The sequence below is a fragment of the Pseudomonas sp. NPDC086278 genome (assembly GCF_050280905.1).
In the GTDB taxonomy this organism is placed as follows: domain Bacteria; phylum Pseudomonadota; class Gammaproteobacteria; order Pseudomonadales; family Pseudomonadaceae; genus Aquipseudomonas.
The window spans coordinates 40149-59035 of sequence record NZ_JBNNWE010000030.1; the positions used below are offsets into that span (position 1 = coordinate 40149).

12 protein-coding genes and 4 pseudogenes are annotated in these 18887 nt (G+C 60.7%); 7 read left to right on the forward strand and 9 right to left on the reverse strand.

The genetic code is table 11. The features are described from left to right. The first annotated feature begins 334 nt into the window (after window positions 1-334). Window positions 335-1105, forward strand: a complete 771-nt coding sequence (locus ACQKP4_RS12150) for a ParA family protein (protein WP_427633385.1) — start codon at window positions 335-337, stop codon at window positions 1103-1105. A gap of 130 nt (window positions 1106-1235) precedes the next feature. On the opposite strand, the gene trxC is transcribed toward ACQKP4_RS12150, so the two are convergent. Next, the gene (gene trxC, locus ACQKP4_RS12155; RefSeq protein ID WP_427633387.1) at window positions 1236-1670 is read right to left on the reverse strand and encodes a thioredoxin TrxC; all 435 of its coding nucleotides are present in this window, start codon (window positions 1668-1670) and stop codon (window positions 1236-1238) included. Window positions 1671-1864: 194 nt separating this feature from the next. On the opposite strand from trxC, the gene ACQKP4_RS12160 reads away from it, so the two are divergent. Together ACQKP4_RS12160 and ACQKP4_RS12165 are read left to right on the forward strand one after the other, a co-directional pair. Next, window positions 1865-2161 carry a type II toxin-antitoxin system HigB family toxin gene (locus tag ACQKP4_RS12160; protein ID WP_427633389.1) on the forward strand — a complete coding sequence of 99 codons (297 nt, stop codon included), beginning with the start codon at window positions 1865-1867 and terminating at the stop codon, window positions 2159-2161. Beyond that, window positions 2158-2559, forward strand: a complete 402-nt coding sequence (locus tag ACQKP4_RS12165; RefSeq protein WP_427633391.1) for a helix-turn-helix domain-containing protein — start codon at window positions 2158-2160, stop codon at window positions 2557-2559. Before ACQKP4_RS12160 ends, ACQKP4_RS12165 begins: the two co-directional genes overlap by 4 nt. A 6-nt stretch (window positions 2560-2565) precedes the next feature. Here the strand turns inward: ACQKP4_RS12165 and selO are convergent, their stop codons facing one another. The 5 genes and pseudogenes from selO to ACQKP4_RS12190 all read right to left on the reverse strand — a co-directional run. Beyond that, a complete protein-coding gene (selO, locus tag ACQKP4_RS12170) occupies window positions 2566-4029 on the reverse strand; it encodes a protein adenylyltransferase SelO (RefSeq protein ID WP_427633393.1) in 1464 nt (487 codons plus the stop codon). A 48-nt stretch (window positions 4030-4077) separates the two neighbouring features. Beyond that, window positions 4078-7428, reverse strand: coding sequence for a mechanosensitive channel MscK (gene mscK, locus ACQKP4_RS12175; protein WP_427633395.1), 3351 nt, complete (start codon window positions 7426-7428; stop codon window positions 4078-4080). A 34-nt stretch (window positions 7429-7462) separates the two neighbouring features. Continuing rightward, window positions 7463-9205, reverse strand: coding sequence for a potassium/proton antiporter (locus ACQKP4_RS12180; protein ID WP_427633397.1), 1743 nt, complete (start codon window positions 9203-9205; stop codon window positions 7463-7465). A 334-nt stretch (window positions 9206-9539) separates the two neighbouring features. Next, entirely contained in the window at window positions 9540-10412 is an 873-nt protein-coding gene (locus ACQKP4_RS12185; protein ID WP_427633410.1) for a methyl-accepting chemotaxis protein, read from the reverse strand. A 30-nt stretch (window positions 10413-10442) separates the two neighbouring features. After that, window positions 10443-11165: pseudogene (locus ACQKP4_RS12190) on the reverse strand (MCP four helix bundle domain-containing protein); the annotation flags it as partial. A gap of 275 nt (window positions 11166-11440) precedes the next feature. On the opposite strand from ACQKP4_RS12190, the gene ACQKP4_RS12195 reads away from it, so the two are divergent. The 4 genes and pseudogenes from ACQKP4_RS12195 (at window position 11441) to ACQKP4_RS12210 (ending at window position 14009) form a co-directional block, all read left to right on the forward strand. After that, on the forward strand, window positions 11441-11671 hold the full coding sequence (locus tag ACQKP4_RS12195; protein WP_427633399.1) for a hypothetical protein: 231 nt from the start codon (window positions 11441-11443) through the stop codon (window positions 11669-11671). Next, window positions 11668-11970 carry a cell division protein ZapA gene (locus ACQKP4_RS12200; RefSeq protein WP_427633401.1) on the forward strand — a complete coding sequence of 101 codons (303 nt, stop codon included), beginning with the start codon at window positions 11668-11670 and terminating at the stop codon, window positions 11968-11970. Before ACQKP4_RS12195 ends, ACQKP4_RS12200 begins: the two co-directional genes overlap by 4 nt. Before the next feature lie 146 nt (window positions 11971-12116). After that, window positions 12117-13145, forward strand: a pseudogene (locus tag ACQKP4_RS12205) (HAMP domain-containing protein); the annotation flags it as partial. A 132-nt stretch (window positions 13146-13277) separates the two neighbouring features. After that, window positions 13278-14009, forward strand: coding sequence for a methyl-accepting chemotaxis protein (locus ACQKP4_RS12210; protein WP_427633412.1), 732 nt, complete (start codon window positions 13278-13280; stop codon window positions 14007-14009). 157 nt (window positions 14010-14166) lie between these two features. On the opposite strand, the gene ACQKP4_RS12215 is transcribed toward ACQKP4_RS12210, so the two are convergent. The 3 genes and pseudogenes from ACQKP4_RS12215 to ACQKP4_RS12225 form a co-directional block, all read right to left on the reverse strand. Then, on the reverse strand, window positions 14167-15969 hold the full coding sequence (locus tag ACQKP4_RS12215) for an acyl-CoA dehydrogenase (protein WP_427633403.1): 1803 nt from the start codon (window positions 15967-15969) through the stop codon (window positions 14167-14169). A gap of 245 nt (window positions 15970-16214) precedes the next feature. Then, window positions 16215-18794 (reverse strand): annotated as a pseudogene (gene putA / locus ACQKP4_RS12220) (bifunctional proline dehydrogenase/L-glutamate gamma-semialdehyde dehydrogenase PutA); the annotation flags it as partial. Next, window positions 18793-18887: pseudogene (locus ACQKP4_RS12225) on the reverse strand (sigma 54-interacting transcriptional regulator); the annotation flags it as partial. The pseudogenes ACQKP4_RS12225 and putA, both read right to left, overlap by 2 nt.

The window sequence follows — 18887 nt, forward strand, 5'->3', positions numbered from 1 at the left end:
CTTGACGTGGCCAGTCGTAAAAAAAAGCGACTGGCCTGACGTGGCGCTTGGCGCCGAGTGGCGCGCATTATCCCGGTGCTGCGGGCGTGTAGCAAATGCTGGTTACATTTTGTGCAATGAAATGTACCGTCCGGTTCGCGAAAAAGCTGTCGAATGGCCATTATCCACGACGCACTGAGTATGTCTGTCGGCTGGAGGCTTGCTTAATTGAGGAGATGGCGATTTTTTTGTCTGGCGATCGCACCTGACTGCGTAGTCCCTTTCCCGTCGAGGTAGCGAAGCAGCGCCGTGGACTACTACACTCGGTCATTCTTTGATACACGGAGGTTTTGACATGCGGCGTGTGGTGTTCAATCAGAAAGGGGGCGTGGGCAAGTCCAGCATTGCCTGCAATCTGGCGGCGGTCAGCGCCAGCGAGGGCTATCGCACGTTATTGGTCGATCTCGATGCCCAGGCCAACTCCACTCAGTACCTGACGGGGCTCACCGGGAATGACATTCCGATGGGCATTGCCGACTTCTTCAAGCAGACCTTGTCCTCCGGGCCGTTTTCGAAGAAAAACCAGGTCGACATCTACGAAACCCCGTTCGAAAACCTGCACGTCATCACCGCTACCGCCGAGCTGGCCGATCTGCAGCCCAAGCTTGAGGCCAAACACAAAATCAACAAGCTGCGCAAATTGCTGGAAGAGCTGAGCGAGGACTACGACCGCATCTACCTCGACACGCCGCCAGCGCTGAATTTTTACGCGGTTTCGGCATTGATTGCCGCTGATCGTGTGCTGATCCCCTTCGACTGCGACAGTTTCTCGCGTCAGGCGCTTTACGGCCTGTTGGCGGAAATCGAAGAGTTGAAGGAAGACCATAACGAAGGGCTGGAAGTTGAAGGCATCGTGGTCAATCAGTTCCAGGCCCGTGCCAGCCTGCCGCAACAGATCCTCGACGAGCTGATTGCCGAAGGGTTGCCGGTGTTGCCGGTGTATTTGGCCAGTTCGGTGCGTATGCGCGAATCACACCAGGCCAATACGCCGCTGATCCACCTCGACCCACGGCACAAGCTGACCCAGCAATTTGTCGAGTTACATAACTTGCTGGAAAAAGCCTGAACCCTGCGGATGACGCAGACCCCTGTGGGAGCGGGCTTGCTCGCGAAAGCGATGTGACATTCATTATTGATGTCGACTGACACTGCGCCTTCGCGAGCAAGCCCGCTCCCACAGTTGATTCGGGGTGGATTTAAATCCCTTGGCTGCGCAGCCAGCTCATCAGTTGCGGTAACGGGAAAGCCCCACTCTGGCGGGCCACCTCTCGACCGTTCTTGAACAGAATCAAGCTTGGAATCGAGCGGATCCCCAACTGCGCCGATAACTGCTGGTTCGCCTCGCTGTCCAGTTTCGCCAGCCGGCACTTGCCTGCCAATTGCCCCGCCGCCTGCTCGAACACCGGCGCAAACGACTTGCACGGCCCACACCAGTCCGCCCACACGTCCACCAACAGCGGCAGATCACCCTTGATCTGGCTGGCGTAATCGCCTTGCTTCAATTCGAACGGTTTGCTGAGCAAGACCGCAGCCTTGCAGCGACCGCATTTCGGGTGGTCGTCGAGGCGTTCTGCGGGGATGCGGTTGAGGCCGTTGCAGTGCGGGCAGGGGATGAGGAGTGGGTCGGTCATGAGGGTGATCCAGTTAAGAAGCCAATAACTGCTATTTGGAGACGTTTGCTCACAGTTTCAACCGTGCAGCGCTTGGCGACAAAACCAGGCTCAATCGTACTCAGCGAGACCACTCGTCAACGCATGATTATCGCAACTTGCGATATGTCCGCGCTGGGATTACTCTCCATAGCAGAATGCGATAAGGATGTTGCATGCATGTCATCACCGAAAAACGAATTCGTGAAGCCAAGGCAAAATGGCCGCAGGCAGCCACCGCATTGGATCATTGGTATCGATTGAGCAAACGTAATACGCCGCCGGATTTCTCGGCGATGAAGGCCATATTTCCTGCTGTCGACAAGGTAGGTGAACTTCATGTTTTCGATATTGGTGGCAACAAACTGCGACTGATCGCTTTTGTCAGGTATCGAAAGCAAAAGCTTTATATCAAGCATGTGTTGGATCACCGCGAATATGACCGCGGAAAATGGAAGGAGGAAAGGGTATGAGTGCGCTGATCAAAAGAGCGGCCGAGCATTGGGAGTTCGTCTCACCGTTGCTGCGCAAGCCGAAGAATGAAGAGGACTACGACCTCTTGGCGCAGGCGCTGGACGAATTGCTCGAGATGACCGGCGACGATGAGTCCCATCCGCTGATGAGTCTGGTGGACATCATCGGCGACTGGATCGAGGAGTGGGATCACAAGCATCATCCGATGCCGAAGGCCAGCGGCGTCGATGTCCTGGGCTACTTGATGCGCGAACACGGTTTGAATCAAAGCGACCTGCCCGGTGTCGGCACCCAGTCGGTCGTGTCCGAGATCCTGAGCGGCAAGCGTCAGCTCAACCTGCGGCAAATCCGCTGGTTGGCCGAGCGCTTCGGAGTGTCGGTGGAGACCTTTATCTAGCCGGCCTCACGACGAACAGCTGATCTCCAGATGCTTGCCCCACTCCGGTGGCCGTTCGGCATAGCTCTCCATTCCCGGCTGCTCATTGAACGGATTGCTCAACACCGCGTGCAGTCGCCGAACTTCCGAGTAATCGCCACTTTGCGCAGCATCGATAGCTTTCTGCGCCAGGTAATTACGCAGGATGTACAGCGGATTGACCGCATGCATCCGGGTGCGGCGTTGTTGCTGATCAGCCAGGCCTTCGCGAGAAACACGGGCCACGTACAGCGCAGCCCAGGCATCGAAACCCTTGATGTCGACAAAGTCGTCGCGCAAACGGGTAACGGCCAACTCGGGTGATTCATCCCCCAGGCGGCGGAAAAACAAGGTGTAGTCGACGCCGCTGTTCTGCATCAGTTGCAGCAGTTGCTCCAGCAGTTTCTGGTCGTCGTCTTCGGCCGTGGTGAAACCGAGACGGCGGCGCATCAGGTCGAGGTAATGCGCCTGATACAGCGGCAAGTACAGGCCGAGGGTTTCGCGCAGGGCGTCGACCTCGATGAACGGCGTCAGGGCCTGGGCGAGGGCGCTCAGGTTCCATTGGCCGATCGGCACCTGGTTGCTGAAGGAATAGCGGCCTTGGTCATCGGAGTGGTTGCAGATGAAATTGGCATCGAAGTCGTCGAGGAAGGCGAACGGCCCGAAGTCGAACGTGATACCCAGAATCGACATGTTGTCGGTGTTCATCACCCCGTGGCAGAAGCCATACGCCTGCCATTTGGCGATCAGCTCGGCATTGCGCTCGACGATTTCACGGAACATCGCCAGGTACGGCTCCGGTTGCTCAAGGCATTGCGCGAAGTGCATGGCCAGGACGTGTTCGCCGAGGGCTTTTTGCTGCTCGGGACGCTTGGTGTAGTAGAAATATTCGAAATGCCCGAAGCGCACGTGGCTGGGTGCCAGGCGCAGGACCATGGCGGCGCGCTCCTGCTTCTCGCGCCACACCGGGGTGTCGGAGCCGATCACGCACAGGGCGCGGGTGGTCGGGATGTTCAGGGCGTTCAGCGCTTCGGAGGCGAGGAATTCGCGGATCGACGAACGCAACACGGCGCGGCCATCGCCCATGCGCGAAAAAGGCGTCTGGCCCGCGCCCTTGAGGTGCAGGTCCCAGTGTTCGCCGGCCTCGTTATAAACCTCGCCGAGCAACAAGCCGCGACCATCGCCCAGTTGTGGGTTGTACGAACCGAACTGATGACCGGAATAGACCATCGCCCGCGGCACCGCGTCAGCCCACAGCTTGTGGCCGCTGAACAGCTCGGCGAATTCCGGGGTTTCGGCCACGGCCGGGTCGAGGTCCAGCAACGCCATGGCGGCGGGGCTGGCAACGACCAGACGCGGATTGTCGATGGGCTCGGGCAGCACGTGGGCGGAAAATGCATCGCCCAGGCGTGCGAAGCGATTATCGAAGGTCAGTTCGTCGAGGGCTTTCACCGGCCATCTCCAGCAGAATGTCCGGGCATTCTGCTAGGGATAGGGCGGTTAGTCGAGCTTGGCGGCCGGCGGCTCTTGCAGCGGTTTGCCATCGGCCATCGGCACGATGGTTTTGGTTTCGGACTCGATGGGCACCAGTTTGTATTCCTGGCCGTGCAGGTTCTTGAGGTAAACCTCCATCTGCCGGAACGAGATGTTGATGTGCTGTTTCTTGAATTCGCGGTTGATGAAGCGGTTGACCTCGTCCAGCACCGGGTTACGGTCACCGAGGTCGCGCACGTGCATGCGCAACTCGTGGTCGAGGGTGCTTTCGCCGAAGTTCAGGAAATACACATGCGGCTCCGGGTCCTTGAGTACACGCGGGTTGTCGCGCGCGGCCTTGAGCAGCAGCTCTCGCACCAGGTCCAGGTCCGAACCGTAATCGACGCCGAGCTTGAGCGTGACGCGGGTAATGGTGTCGGTCAGCGACCAGTTGATCAGTTGCCCGGTGATGAACGTCTTGTTCGGGACAATGATGTCCTTGCGGTCGAAGTCGGTGATGGTCGTGGCGCGGATGCGGATCTTGCTCACCGTGCCCGACAGGTTGCCGATGGTGATGGTGTCGCCGATCCGCACCGGGCGCTCGAACAGGATCATGATGCCGGAGATGAAGTTCGCGAAGATCTCCTGCATGCCGAAGCCGAGCCCCACCGACAGCGCCGCCACCAGCCATTGCAACTTGTCCCAGCTCACGCCGAGTGTGGACAGGGTCGAGACGAAGCCGACGCCGGCGATCACGTATGACAGCAGTGTGGTGGTGGCGTAGGCGCTGCCCTGCGCCAGGTTCAGCTTGGACAGCACCAACACTTCCAGCAGCCCCGGCAAGTTGCGCGCGAGGGCGAAGGTGATGCCGATGATGATCAGCGCACCGAGCATGTCGCCGATGCTGATCGGCACCATGCTCATGTTGGCGCCGGTGCCGCTGGTGTACTCGTAGAGGGTGATGTTGTCGAGGTACGAGAACACCGAAATCAGGTCGGACCAGACCCAGTAAAGCGCCGCGATGAAGCCGCCGAGCAACGCCAGGCGGATCAGGCGCAGGGATTGTTCGTTGACCTTCTCGATGTCCAGTGTCGGTTCTTCGATCACCGCTTCGCCATCGCCAGCCTCTTTCGCCGCCTGACGCTTGGCCAGGGCGCGCTGGTAGGCGAGCCGGCGTGCCGCAACGCTGAGGCCGCGCACGAAGGTGGCTTCGATCACCAGCCAGAACATCAGCAGGTAAAGGGTGTTGATCAAGCGATCGCTGAGTTTCAGCGCGGTGTAGTAGTAGCCGAAGCACACCGCCACAAACAGCGCGACGGGCAGCACGGTAAACATGATTCCGACCGCTTTGCGAAACAGCGAAGCGTTTTCGTGAGCCGGGCTGCTGATCAGCAAGCGGCTGAGCAGCCACGCCATCAGGGCGTAGCAGATCAGTACGACGGGCATGCCCAGCACATCGTCGGCCAGCGCCGCCGGTTGCAGTTCGGCAACGGCCACCACGGCCACCAGCGCGATGACCACCAGCCCAAGTCGCCGCACCCAGCCTTGCAGGAATTCGACCTGAGGCTTTTCCCAGCGAAAGTGCAGTTCGGCCACGCCGCCCGGTGCGAGGATTCGGTACGCGGTGTAGAACACCAGCCATGCCTGGCCCATTTGCAGCAACGCCGCGCCCATATTGGCGTTCTGCCCACGAGCATCGATCTGCAACGCCAGACCGCATAAGGCCAGGCCCAGCGCGACCGGCATCGCCAACAGAATATTGATCAGGATCGCCTGCGGCGTGTGCCACTGGCTGTCACGTTTGAAGTGGCCAATGTCCTGGTGAACCTTGTTGAGTCGGGCATACAGGCTTTTACGCCGCCACAGCAGCGCGCCGATCAATAGCACCAGCGGCAGAAACAGCAGTGGTCGCTGAATCAGGCCATCGGTCAATTCACTGAGGCTTGAAGCCCACGGCAAGGTCGTGACCTGGCGTTGCAGACGCTCCGGCACCGCGCGCATCCATTCCAGGTCCAGCGGCTTGTTGCTGGGGATCCAGAACATCTGTTCGTCGAGGGTCGCGCGCAGGTTTTGTGCGGTGCTCAGCAGTTGCTTCTGATTGAGTTGCAGGGTGATGGATTCGTTAAGCACCGCGCTTAACTCGCGGTTCAACCGTTCCAGCAGGTCGGCGCGGGTCGTGGCCAGATCCAGCAGGCTTTTGCGCAGTTGCGGGGTCACTTGCTCCGGCGGTTGCGAGGCCAGCAGGTTGTCGACGTAGGTCGCCGGATTGCTCAGCAGTTCCCGTTGCTGGCTGACTTCGAATTGGTACAGACGAATGTCGGCGATCTGGTCCGCCAGGTCGCGATCGAGCTTGAGTCGCGGCAGTGCCTGCTTCTGTTTGTAGAGAATCTTGGAGAGCAACAGGCTGCCCTTGAGCACGTTGATTTGCTCGTCCAGCGCCGAATCGCTCTGGGTCACGTTGTCCAGTTGCTGCTTGGTCTGCAGGTTCTGCTGCGTGACTTCGTTGAGGCGGTCGGTGCTTTTGAGCAGGTAGTCCGAGAGCTTCAGGTTGGCCGCGCTTTCAGTGGCCAACAAGCTGCTGCCGCCGGACTTCTGCGCTTCGATGGACTGCTGCGTTACGGTCTCCTGGGACTGGGCCAGGCGCTTCTGGTTGATCAGGTTTTGCAGCTCCTGGATTTCCTGATCGAGACGGTCGGACTTTTCCGAGAGCAAGTCGTGCTGGCTGTTGCCCAGGTCTTGCAACTGACTGTTGCCGGCCAGTTCCTGGCGCCGCAGCGGAATCAATGCGTTGAGGGCCGCGAGCTCGGCGTTGAGCAAGTCACGCTGCTCGCCGCTCAAGGTTTTTCCGGCGTCTTTGCCGGTCTTGAGGGTGTTGTTGATTTGCTGGATGCGGGTCTGGCTGGAAGAGATTTCCGCTTGAGCGCGCTCGGGGCGAGTCTGGGCGGTGATCACCAGGCTGTTGGCGTCAGCCAGCGCTTTTTGCAGATCGCTCTGTTGAGTCGAGCGCTCGGTGAGCATTTGCTCGAGTTGCTGAATCGTCTGGTTGGCGTAACGCTGCGCCACCGGCTGCACTTTGGTGCCTTTGAGGCGAACCAGTTCGCGCTGGTTTTCGATGTTCTGCTTCGGCGCGGAGGCGAGCTGTTGCTTGAGATCCGTCAGCTTCTGCTCGTAATCACGCCGGTTATTGAGCTGGTTCAGCGTGTTTTGCAGGATGGTTTGCAGGGCTTTCTGATCGGCTTCCGGCAGCTTGCGATCGGCGATCTTGTCCAGGCTCGCCTGCACGGCTTCGCTGGATGGCGGTTCGGCCGCTTGCAACGTGCCGACAGAAAGACTCAAGCCCAGCAGGGCGATGATGAAAAAGGTGCGCAGGGTTGACATAAAGACCGATCGAGAACGAGACGAAGAGTGGAGTTTAGAGGAAGAGTCCCGGACCCGGGCGACTTCCTTCGGGGAATCTGACGCCCACTTTGCCGATCTTGTTCCCTTCCATGACCGCGACCGTCCAGATGGTGTTGTTCCACTCCACCTGGTCGCCCACGACCGGTGCACCGCCGACTTTTTGTGCAATGAACTGGGCCAGGGACATGTCCGGATCGATGCCTTCGACCTTCAACCCGTACAGCGCTGCAACCGCGGCCAGTTGGGCGTCTCCTTCAAGCACGAAGTCGCCGAAGAAGCGCAAATCGAGGCCGCGCTGTGGCGCCTGGCTGAAGAGTTTGCCGAGGGCCGCAAGGTTGTGTTCATGGCCGATAACACACAGCAAATCATCGACTTCGAGCACGGTACTACCCGACGGATGGAGCAGTTGCTGGCCACGAAACAGGGCGGCGATGCGAGTGCCTTCGGGCATTTTCAGTTCGCGCAGCGGCGAGCCGATGCACCATTTCTCGGCGCCGAGGCGATAAACGAACAGCTCCCACTCGCTGGTGACGTGGACTTCCAGCGCGGCGCGCGAGATCGGCGCCGGCTCCGGTGGCACGGTCACCTTCAACAGCTTCGCCACCCACGGCAGGCTTGTGCCCTGCACCAGCAGCGACACCAGCACGATGAAGAACGCGAGGTTGAAGTAGAGCTGCGCGTTGGGCAGGCCGGCCATCAGCGGGAACACCGCCAGAATGATCGGCACCGCGCCACGCAGGCCGACCCAGGAAATAAACGCCTTCTCGCGCCCGTGGAACGCCTTGAACGGCAGCAGCCCGACCAGCACCGACAGCGGCCGCGCAAACAGAATCATCCACAGCGCCAAACCGAGAGCGGGCAGGGCGATGGGCAGCAAGTCGTGCGGGGTGACCAGCAGGCCCAGCACCAGGAACATGCCGATTTGCGCGAGCCAGGCCATGCCGTCGAGCATGTGCAGAATGCCGTGGCGGCTGCGCACCGGGCGGTTGCCGATCACCAGGCCGCAGAGGTAAACCGCGAGGAAGCCGCTGCCGTGCAGGGCGTTGGTCAGCGCGAACACCACCAGCCCGCCGGCAATCACCAGAATCGGATAGAGGCCGTTAGCCAGATTGATCCGGTTGACCAGTTGCAACATGACCCAGCCGCCGCCGAGGCCGATGACCGCGCCAATGCCGAACTCACGCACGAAGTGCCCGAGCAGGCTCCAGTGCAAACCGGTCTGGCCGCTGGCGAGCATGTCGATCAGGGTGACGGTGAGAAACACCGCCATCGGGTCGTTGCTGCCGGATTCGATTTCGAGGCTGGCGGTCACCCGTTCGTTCAGGCCTTTGCCGCCCAGCAGCGAGAACACCGCCGCGGCGTCGGTGGAACCGACGATGGCGCCGATCAGCAGGCCCTGAATGATGTTGAGGTTGAACAGCCACGCGGCGACCATGCCGGTCAGCGCGGTGGTAATCAACACGCCGACGGTGGCCAGCGACAACGCCGGCCACAATGCCACGCGAAAGCTCGACACTCGGGTGCGCAAACCGCCGTCGAGCAGGATCACCGCGAGGGCGAGGTTGCCGACCAGGTAGGCCGTCGGGTAGTTATCGAAAATGATCCCGCCGCCATCGACGCCGGCGGCCATGCCCACGGCCAGGATGATCACCAGAATCGGGATGCCGAGGCGGGACGACAGGGAACTCACCAGAATGCTCGCACCTACCAGCAACGCGCCGATCAAGAACAGGCTGTTGATGGTCGTCGCATTCAAAGGCAGTACTCCAGAAAACTGATAAGGCGGGCACAAACTGACCATGCAGTCTGCGTGCCAGCGATTCTAACCTGTTGAAATGTGATGCTGTCAAAAAGCTTTTGCTGTGGTGGGGAGGGGGCTTGCCGCCGTTGGGTCGTGGAGCGGCCCTGAATTCAGGCGCCGCGGTATATCAATTGAATGAGGTCGGCTGTTTTGCGACTGCTTCGCAGTCGAACGGGGGCAAGCCCCCTCGCCACGGAAGCCTGTAAGCCCACAAGCCTATAAGCCCACAAGCTCAAAGCTCAAAGCCCTGGGCTCAAAAGCCGATCAGCCACAAAAAGGCTGTTGGCCGTTACAGGCTGAACCGTCCGACCATGTTGTTCAGGTCCAGCGCCAGGCGTGACAGCTCATTGCTCGCCGCGCTCGTCTGACTGGCGCCGGTCGCCGACTGCACCGACAAATCACGAATGTTCACCAGGTTGCGATCCACTTCCCGCGCCACCTGCGCCTGCTCTTCAGCCGCGCTGGCGATCACCAGGTTGCGTTCGTTGATCTCGACAATCGCGCTGTTGATGGTGTCCAGCGACATCCCCGCACCCCGGGCGATGTTCAGTGTCGATTCCGCACGCTCGGTGCTGTTGCGCATCGAATCCACCGCATGCTCGGTGCCGCTCTGGATGCTGCCGATCATGCGTTCGATTTCGCTGGTCGACTGTTGGGTACGATGCGCCAGGGCGCGAACTTCATCCGCGACCACCGCAAAACCACGCCCGGCTTCACCGGCGCGCGCGGCTTCAATCGCGGCGTTCAGCGCCAGCAGGTTGGTCTGGTCCGCCAGGCCACGGATCACGTCCAGCACCTTGCCGATGTCGCGGGATTCGTTGGCCAGGTCGCCAATCAAGGTCGCGGTGCTTTGCACATCGGCGCTCATGCGTTCGATGGCGGTGACGGTTTCCTGCACCAGATCACGGCCATCACCGGCCGAGGTGGTGGCGTTTTTCGAGGCTTCGGAGGTGCTCACCGCGTTGCGCGCGACTTCTTCCACGGCGCTGGTCATCTCGTTGACCGCCGTGGCGGCTTGTTCGATTTCGTTATTCTGCCGGGTCAGGCCGCGAGCACTTTCGTCGGTGACGCTGTTGAGTTCTTCAGCGGCGGACGCCAGTTGCGTGGCCGAGCCGGAAATTCGTTGCAGGGTGTCGCGCAGCTTGTCCTGCATCTTCGCCATGGCCTGCAGCAAGCGGCCGGCTTCGTCTGCGCCATCGACGGTGATCGGGCGCGTCAGGTTGCCTTCGGCAATTTCCTCGGCAGCATTCAAGGCGTTGGCGATGGGCTTGGTGATGCTGTTGGTCAACAGCCAGGCGAACAGCAAGGTCAGGCCAGTGGCGAGCACCAGCAACGTCACCACCAGGTTAAAGGCCGAGGAATATTGGTCGGCGGCTTGCTGGTTGGTGTCGACGGCTTGCTGGGTGTTGATTTCCAGCAAGCGGTTCAACACCGTGTTGACGGCTTCAGAGTTGGCCAGCAAATCGGTGTTGAGCAGGGTGCGCAGTTCGTCGACCTGATTGTTGCGCGAGAAGGTTTTCATGCGGTCTTCGATCTGGCGGTACTGGCCGAGCAACTGCACGTATTGATCGTAGGCCGCACGTTCCTGCGGGCCGCTGATCAGTTTTTCGTAGATCGCCTGAGCGCTGCGGATTTGCTGGTTGCGCGATTCCAGCAGGTCCATGGTTTTTTGCTGGATGTCCGGTTCGCGGTTCACCAGCAAACGGTAAGAGAGCACGCGCAGGCGCAGGGTCAACTGCGTGAACTCGTCGAGGCTTTGAATGCTCGGCACGCTGTTCGACGTGATGTTTTCGGCGGCACCGCGGATCTTGCTCATCTGGTTCAAGGCAAACACCCCCAGAACCAGCATCAAACCGCCAATCAGGGCGAAACCGAGGAACGCCCGCGGCGCGATATTCATATTACGAAGGGACATGGTGTTTACCGAAAAGAGCGCTATCCGTGCGGCGCTGAGACTGACGTATGGGTGACTTATCGGTCACGCGACTGAAGTCTTGAATGGCTGCGCGTATTTGCCACAGGCGTCCCATGGCGACGAAGTGCAGGAACCAGATTCGCCAATCACAGTCTTTTAAGTTCGCGAGGAAGGTCGCTCGCCAGGAAAATCAAGGCTTTGCGCCCCAATAACCCTGGCATCCGTGGTGACTTTTCTTTATCGTACGCGCCCCTTGAAATGCTTGGAAAATCAAAATGTTGGAAGCATCCCTAAGCCAATTGGAACAACTGGTCAGCGACCTGGTGCAACAGAACCAGACGCTGCTAGGCACCAACCAATCCCTGAGTGCAGAACTGGCCCAGGCCAAGGATGAAAACGAAAGCCTGCAACTGAGCCTGATGGAACAGGAAGAGAAACAAGGCGCCACTGCCGCCCGCATCCAGGCCCTGGTCGAGCGCGTCAGCGCCGGCCCGGTAAGCGCATGAATCAAGGCGCCGCAGGGGTAAAAGTCGTCTCGATCCTGGGGGAGGACTATTCGATCAAGGCACCGGCCGGGGAAGAGCAAACCCTGCTGGACGCCGCCATGATGTTGAAGGCTGCTCTGGCCGACACTAAAAGGAAGTACCCGACGCTGATCGGTGATCGCCTGTTGGTGCTGGCTGCGATGAACCTGTGTTCCCAGCAGATCGAGATGCAAAAGCAGCACAAGTTCGAACTCGACCGTTACCAAGAGCAAGTCAGCGCCACGGTTGAAGTGATCTCCAAGACGATCAATCAGGCCTGATCAGCTTTGCGCACAACCAGAGAATAAATTGTCGATAAGCGTTGTATACAATCGGCACGGCTGTTGCAGTGTTTCAGCCACTTATTCTTTGGGGGTGCTCCATGCAGTTCTGGCGACGCAGTATTCAATGGCAGTTAATCCTGAGTATGGGCACCGCCCTGCTGGTCAGTATTCTGATCGTGGCGGGCATTTATACCCTGGTGGTTAACCGTCTCGCCCAGAGCTATCTGGTCGAACAAGCGCTGCCGTCGAGCATCGAAGCGATGCGCAACGACATCGAACGAATCCTCGTTCAACCCCTCACCGCCGCCAAGGACATCGCCAGCAACAGCATGGTGCGCGACTGGTTGGCCGGGGGTGAAGACAGTGCGCAGACCGCCACGTTTGTGCAGTACCTGGAAGGCATCCGCGCCGAGCACAAAGCGTTTACCGCGCTGATCGTCGGCACATCCTCAAACCACTACTTCACGGAAAAAGGCCTGGACCGGACCCTCAGCCGTGCCAATCCCAAAGACGCCTGGTTCTACTCGTTTCTGGACAGTAACCAGCCGCGCACCCTCAATATCGACACTGACACCGCGACCGGAGAATTGGCGCTGTTCATCGACCTCAAGGTCGAGCAGGCGGGCAAAGTCGTGGGCGTCGCCGGGCTTGGCCTGAGCCTGAACGAGCTGTCGCAGCTGATCCACAACTTCAACTTCGGGGCGCGCGGCAAGGTCTATCTCGTGCGTTCCGACGGTTTGATCCAGGTGCATCCCGAGGCGAAATTCAGCGGCAAACGCACCTTGGCCGAGCAAATTGGCGCGCCGGCGGCACAAGCGGTCATGGGTCAAAAAGCCGCCACCAGCAGCGGTTTTGTGCGGGACGGCGAAGATTATCTGGCGCTGAGCCTGCCGTTGCGGGACTTGGGCTGGACGCTGGTGGCCGAAGTGCCCCAGGCGCAGATTTACGCCGAGGCCCGTCGCGCGATGTGGATGAGCGGCGGCATCGGCCTGGCGGTGGCGCTGGTGTGCCTGATGCTGGTGGTGTTGCTGGCCCGTGGTTTGGTGCGCCCGATCCGCCAGGTAACAGCGGCGCTGGTAGCCATCGGCAGCGGCGGTGGGGATCTGACTCACCGGTTGGATGCCAGTCGCGCCGATGAGCTGGGCGACCTGGCGCGCGGTTTCAACCGCTTTCTGGACAGTCAGCGCGAGATGATTGGCGAAGTGCTGACCACCAGCGAACGCTTGCGTACCGCTGTCAGCCAAGTGGCGAAGGTGGTGGACAACACCGCCGAGCGTTCCGGGCGCCAGCAGGAAATGACCGACATGGTCGCCACGGCCGTTCACGAAATGGGCCTGACCGTGCAGGAAATCGCCCAGAACGCCGGCAACGCGGCGGTCGCTTCGCAGAACGCTCGCGACGAAGCGATGCAGGCGCGGGAAGTGGTCGGCGGTTCGATTCGGCATATCGAAAGCATGTCCGATGAAATCGGCCTCGCCGCCCATGCCGTCGGTGAGTTGGCCAATCAGGTGGCGTCGATCGATCAGGTATTGGCGGTGATTCGCGGGATTTCCGAGCAGACCAATTTGCTGGCGCTGAACGCGGCCATCGAAGCGGCGCGGGCCGGCGACATGGGGCGCGGGTTTGCGGTGGTGGCGGATGAAGTGCGAACGCTGGCGCGACGGACTCAGTCATCGACGGATGAGATTCAGCAGATGATCGGCAGCCTCAAACAAGGCGCCGAGAATGCCGTGTCATCGATGCATTCCGGGCAAGCGGCGACGGGCACAGGGGTTGAATCGAGCCAGCGCACCGGGGCGTCGTTGACGGCGATCACCGGGCAGGTCGAGCGCATCAGCGACATGAACCATCAGGTGGCGACGGCGACGGAGGAGCAGTCGGCGGTGACCGAAGAGATCAACCGCAACGTGCAAGGGATTTCCGATCTGGCCCGGGCTACCGCCGGGGAGGTCAGGGCTTGTCGTGAAGATTGTCAGACCTTGCAGCGCCTGGCCGATGATTTGGCGCGGCAGATGGGTGGGTTCAAGCTCAACTGACGCGTCGTCAGCGCTGGCCTCTTCGCGAGCAAGCCCGCTCCCACAGTTAACCGCGCCATAGCGAGCAAGCCCGCTCCCACATTGGATCTGTAAACACCGACCCTGTGGGAGCGGGCTTGCCCGCGAATGGATTTCAGCAGCGCTAAAGGGGCCTGGATCAGAACCACTCATCCTGCATCGTCAAACACACATCATCCCGCGCCTCAAGAATCGCCAGTTCATGGTGGCAACCCGGCACTTCCCAGGTCAGGAAATACCGCGCCGCCTGCAGCTTGCCTTTATAGAAGCTCACATCCGCCGCGTTGCCCCTGGCCAACCCTTCCTCGGCGCGAATCGCCTGTTCCAGCCAGCGCCAGCCAATCACCGTGTGCCCGAACACTTTCAAATACAGCGCCGAGTTCGCCAGGCTGCTGTTGACCTTGCCCTGCCCCAGGTCCGTCAGCAAACCGATGGTCACCGTTTGCAGGCGCGCCACCAGTTTCTCCAGCGGTTCACGCAGTGCGGTCAGCGACTCGTACGCCTGGGCGCGTTCGGCGGTGTTGGCGATCAGCCGGATCAATTGCTTGAGCCCCGCGCCACCGTTTTGCGCCAGTTTGCGGCCCAGCAAATCCAGCGACTGAATGCCATGCGTGCCTTCGTGAATCGGGTTCAAACGGTTGTCGCGGTAATACTGTTCCACCGGATATTCGCGGGTATAACCGTGGCCACCGAGGATCTGGATCGCCAGTTCGTTGGCCTTCAGGCAAAACTCCGACGGCCAGGATTTGACGATCGGCGTCAGCAAGTCCAATAGCTCGTGGGCCTGTTTGCGCGCGGCTTCGCTCTCCAGCGTCGTGGTGTCGTCGAACAGCCGCGCCGCATACAAGCCAAGGTCGAACGAACCTTCGACGTAGGCCTTTTGCGTCAGCAACATGCGCTTGACGTCGGCGTGTTGAATGATCGCCACCGGCGCGGTGTTCGGGTCCTTGCTGTCCGGCACGCGACCTTGGGGACGTTCGCGGGCATATTCCAGCGAGTACAGGTAGCCGGCGTAACCGAGCATCACCGCGCCCATGCCGACGCCGATCCGCGCCTCGTTCATCATCTGGAACATGTAGCTCAGGCCGTGGTGCGGCTTGCCCACCAGATAGCCGACACACTCGCCGTTATCGCCGAAGTTCAGCGCGGTGGAGGTGGTGCCGCGCCAGCCCATCTTGTGGAACAACCCGGCCAGCAACACGTCGTTGCGCTGGCCGAGGCTGCCGTCATCGTTGACCAGAAACTTGGGCACGATAAACAGCGAAATGCCCTTCACCCCGGCAGGTGCGTCCGGCAATTTGGCCAGCACCATGTGCACGATGTTTTCCGACAGCGGATGGTCGCCGCCGGAGATGAAGATCTTGTTGCCCTTGAGGCGGTAGGTGCCGTCAGACGCCGGCTCCGCACGCGTACGAATATCCGACAGCGATGACCCGGCATGCGGCTCGGTCAGCGCCATGGTGCCGAAGAAGCGCCCGTCGATCATCGGTTGCAGGAAGCGCCGTTTCTGCTCCTCGGTGCCAAAACTCTCAATCAGATTGGCCGCGCCCATGGTCAGGAACGGATACGAGGTAGATGCCGCGTTGGCCGATTGAAAATGTGCGAAGCAGGCCTGGGACAACAACGTCGGCAGTTGCATGCCACCGGCGTCGAAACTGCGCGCGGCATTGAGGAAACCGGCCTCGAGGAAGGCATCCACCGCCGGTTTTACCTCAGGAATCAGAATTGCCTGACCGTTCTCATAGCGCGGCTCGTTCTCGTCACCCTTGCGGTTGTGCGGGGCGAAGAACTTTTCGGCGATGTTGCGGGCGGTGCCGATGGCGGCGTCGAACGTCTCGCGATTGTGCTCGGCGAACCGCTCACGCTGGGTCAGGCCCTCGGCATCGAGGACTTCGTACAGCTCGAAAGCCAGATTGCGGGAACTGAGCAACGTCTCGGACATGTCGGCCTGCCTTTTTTGGGGATGGGCCGAGTCTAGGCTCGCGAATAAAAGCTGAACAGGATGATTGATGAGCGTGATGGTGGTCGGCGAGAACCACTGATCAAATGTGGGGGCGGGCTTGCTCGCGAAGGCGGTGTAACAGTCAATGTGATGTCGACTGACACACCGCCTTCGCGAGCAAGCCCGCTCCCACAAGGGGTTTTGCATACCAGGCGACCATTGCGGGCGCCTGGTTTTGAAGCGGTTTAGCCGATGGTCATCAAGCTCGCATTACCACCCGCCGCCGCGGTGTTAACGCTCAACGCCCGCTCGATCACCAAGCGCTCCAGCGCAATGTTGGTCTCGCCTTGGGACAACCCATGAACCCCGACAATCGCCCCGGCACGCTTGGCCACTTGCTGGCACACCGCACGCAGCTGATCGGAATGGCCGTGATGCAGGACCGCATCAAATACCACTTCATCCTTGTTCCAGTCGGAAACCAGTTTGATTCGCGCCTGAATGTCCTTCGGCAGCCGTGCGAACAATGCCTTGGTCAGATCAGCTTCCGGCCAGACCGCCGAACCGCCCACGGCCAACACCGCCGCCAATTGAGTCAGCAGATCGCCTTCGACTTCCGCCAGGCACAGCACGTGTTCGCGCGGCAGGATGGCGTAGCTGTTGCGCTCGCCGGTCGGGCCCGCCAGAACACGAGTGATGCCGCTTTGCGATTGCGCGGCGAACTGCACGCACAAGGCGCTCAGGTCGGCAAACTTGTTGCTGTCGGCCCAAGCTTGCAGGGCGGTCAGCGGCTTGCTCATGGCATCGCGCAGACGAACGTCCGGTGCAGCGACAGCGTCACCGCGAGCGAAGGATTGTTCGATGGCGTCGGCAGGGCGCGTCGACAGCAAGCGGTACAGGTACAGCGGGCCGCCAGCCTTCGGACCGGTGCCCGACAGGCCTTCGCCACCGAACGGCTGCACACCGACCACGGCGCCAACAATGTTGCGGTTCACGTAGACGTTACCGGCGTTGACGTTATCGATCACCTTGGCGATGGTCTCGTCGATCCGGGTGTGAACACCCAGCGTCAGGCCGTAGCCGGAGGCATTGATCTGGCCGATCAGTTGGTCGATGTCTTTGCGTTTGTAGCGAACCACGTGCAGTACCGGGCCGAAAATCTCGCGTTGCAACTCGTCGAAGCTTTCCAGCTCGATCAGGGTCGGCATGACGAAGGTGCCGCGTTTGATTTCCTCGGCGTCGGCGATGGCCACCTGGTACACGTTGCGACCTTTGTCGCGCATGGCCTGGATGTGTTTCTCGATGCCCGCCTTGGCTTCGGCGTCGATCACCGGGCCGATGTCCACGGACAGGCGTTCAGGGTTGCCCAGACGGCATTCAGCCATGGCGCCCTTGAGCATTTCGATGACACGGTCGGCGGAATCTTCCTGCAAACACAGCACCCGCAGTGCCGAGCAACGTTGGCCGGCGCTGTCGAATGCCGAGGAAACGACGTCGATCACAACCTGTTCGGTCAGTGCCGAAGAGTCGACGATCATCGCGTTCTGGCCGCCGGTTTCAGCGATCAGTGGAATCGGCCGACCCTGGGCATCCAGGCGACCGGCGACATTGCGTTGCAGCAAGCGCGCAACTTCGGTTGAACCGGTGAACATCACGCCTTTGACCCGCTCATCGCCGACCAGACGGGCGCCTACTGTTTCGCCACGGCCCGGCAGCAGTTGCAGCACGCCTTCGGGAATCCCGGCTTCGAGCAGCAAACGCACGGCTTGAGCCGCCACCAACGGGGTTTGTTCCGCAGGCTTGGCCAATACCGGGTTGCCGGCAGCGAGCGCAGCAGCAACCTGGCCACTGAAGATCGCCAGCGGGAAGTTCCACGGGCTGATGCAGACCACCGGGCCCAATGGGCGGTGGGCGTCGTTGGTGAAATCGTTGCGCGCCTGCACCGCGTAATAACGCAGGAAGTCCACGGCTTCACGCACTTCGGCGATGGCGTTGGCGAAGGTCTTGCCGGCTTCGCGAGCCAACAGCCCCATCAACGGCTGGATCTCGCCTTCCATCAAATCGGCGGCGCGTTCCAGGATCGCGGCGCGTTCGGCCGGCGGGGTGGCCTGCCAGATCGGGCCGGCGTTCAGGGCGCACTGGATCGCGTTGTCGACGTCTTCGACGGTCGCTTCCTGGACATGGCCGACCACGTCGCGCAGATCCGACGGGTTCAACACCGGTGCAGGGGTTTCGGTGCTGGAGGCGCAACCGAGCATCGGCGCGGCTTTCCAGCTGTTGTGTGCGGTGGCCAGCAGCGCGCAGGACAGCGACGCCAGACGGTGTTCGTTGGCCATGTCGATGCCGCTGGAGTTGGCGCGCTCGGCACCATACAGATCACGCGGCAGCGGGATGCGCGGGTGCGGCAGGCCGAAACCACCTTCCGCCGTCGCCATCTTCTCGATGCTGGCCACCGGATCGGCGACCAGCGCCTGAATCGAAATGGATTGATCGGCGATCTGGTTGACGAACGAAGTGTTCGCGCCGTTCTCCAGCAGACGACGTACCAGGTACGCCAGCAGTGTTTCGTGAGTACCGACCGGAGCGTACACGCGGCACGGACGGTTCAACTTGCCTTCGGAAACTTTGCCTACAACCTGTTCGTACAGCGGTTCGCCCATGCCGTGCAGGCACTGGAACTCGTACTGGCCGGGGTAATAGTTCTGGCCGGCAATGTGGTAAATGGCCGACAAGGTGTGGGCGTTGTGCGTAGCGAATTGCGGGTAGATGACTTCCGGCACCGACAGCAGCTTGCGGGCGCAAGCGATGTAGGAAACGTCGGTGTGCGGACTGGCGCAGGTCTTCCTTGGTCGCGGCGATGATGCGGATGTCCAGCGGGATCAACTGATTGCCGCCCAGACGCTCGACCACGCGCTCTT

Coding starts and splice junctions, on each gene's coding strand:
- ACQKP4_RS12150 (WP_427633385.1), top strand. CDS start 335: ATGCGGCGTGTGGTGTTCAATCAGAAAGGGGGCGTGGGCAAGTCCAGC.
- trxC (WP_427633387.1), bottom strand. CDS start 1,670: ATGACCGACCCACTCCTCATCCCCTGCCCGCACTGCAACGGCCTCAAC.
- ACQKP4_RS12160 (WP_427633389.1), top strand. CDS start 1,865: ATGCATGTCATCACCGAAAAACGAATTCGTGAAGCCAAGGCAAAATGG.
- ACQKP4_RS12165 (WP_427633391.1), top strand. CDS start 2,158: ATGAGTGCGCTGATCAAAAGAGCGGCCGAGCATTGGGAGTTCGTCTCA.
- mscK (WP_427633395.1), bottom strand. CDS start 7,428: ATGTCAACCCTGCGCACCTTTTTCATCATCGCCCTGCTGGGCTTGAGT.
- ACQKP4_RS12185 (WP_427633410.1), bottom strand. CDS start 10,412: ATGGCGAAGATGCAGGACAAGCTGCGCGACACCCTGCAACGAATTTCC.
- ACQKP4_RS12195 (WP_427633399.1), top strand. CDS start 11,441: ATGTTGGAAGCATCCCTAAGCCAATTGGAACAACTGGTCAGCGACCTG.
- ACQKP4_RS12200 (WP_427633401.1), top strand. CDS start 11,668: ATGAATCAAGGCGCCGCAGGGGTAAAAGTCGTCTCGATCCTGGGGGAG.
- ACQKP4_RS12210 (WP_427633412.1), top strand. CDS start 13,278: ATGGTCGCCACGGCCGTTCACGAAATGGGCCTGACCGTGCAGGAAATC.
- ACQKP4_RS12215 (WP_427633403.1), bottom strand. CDS start 15,969: ATGTCCGAGACGTTGCTCAGTTCCCGCAATCTGGCTTTCGAGCTGTAC.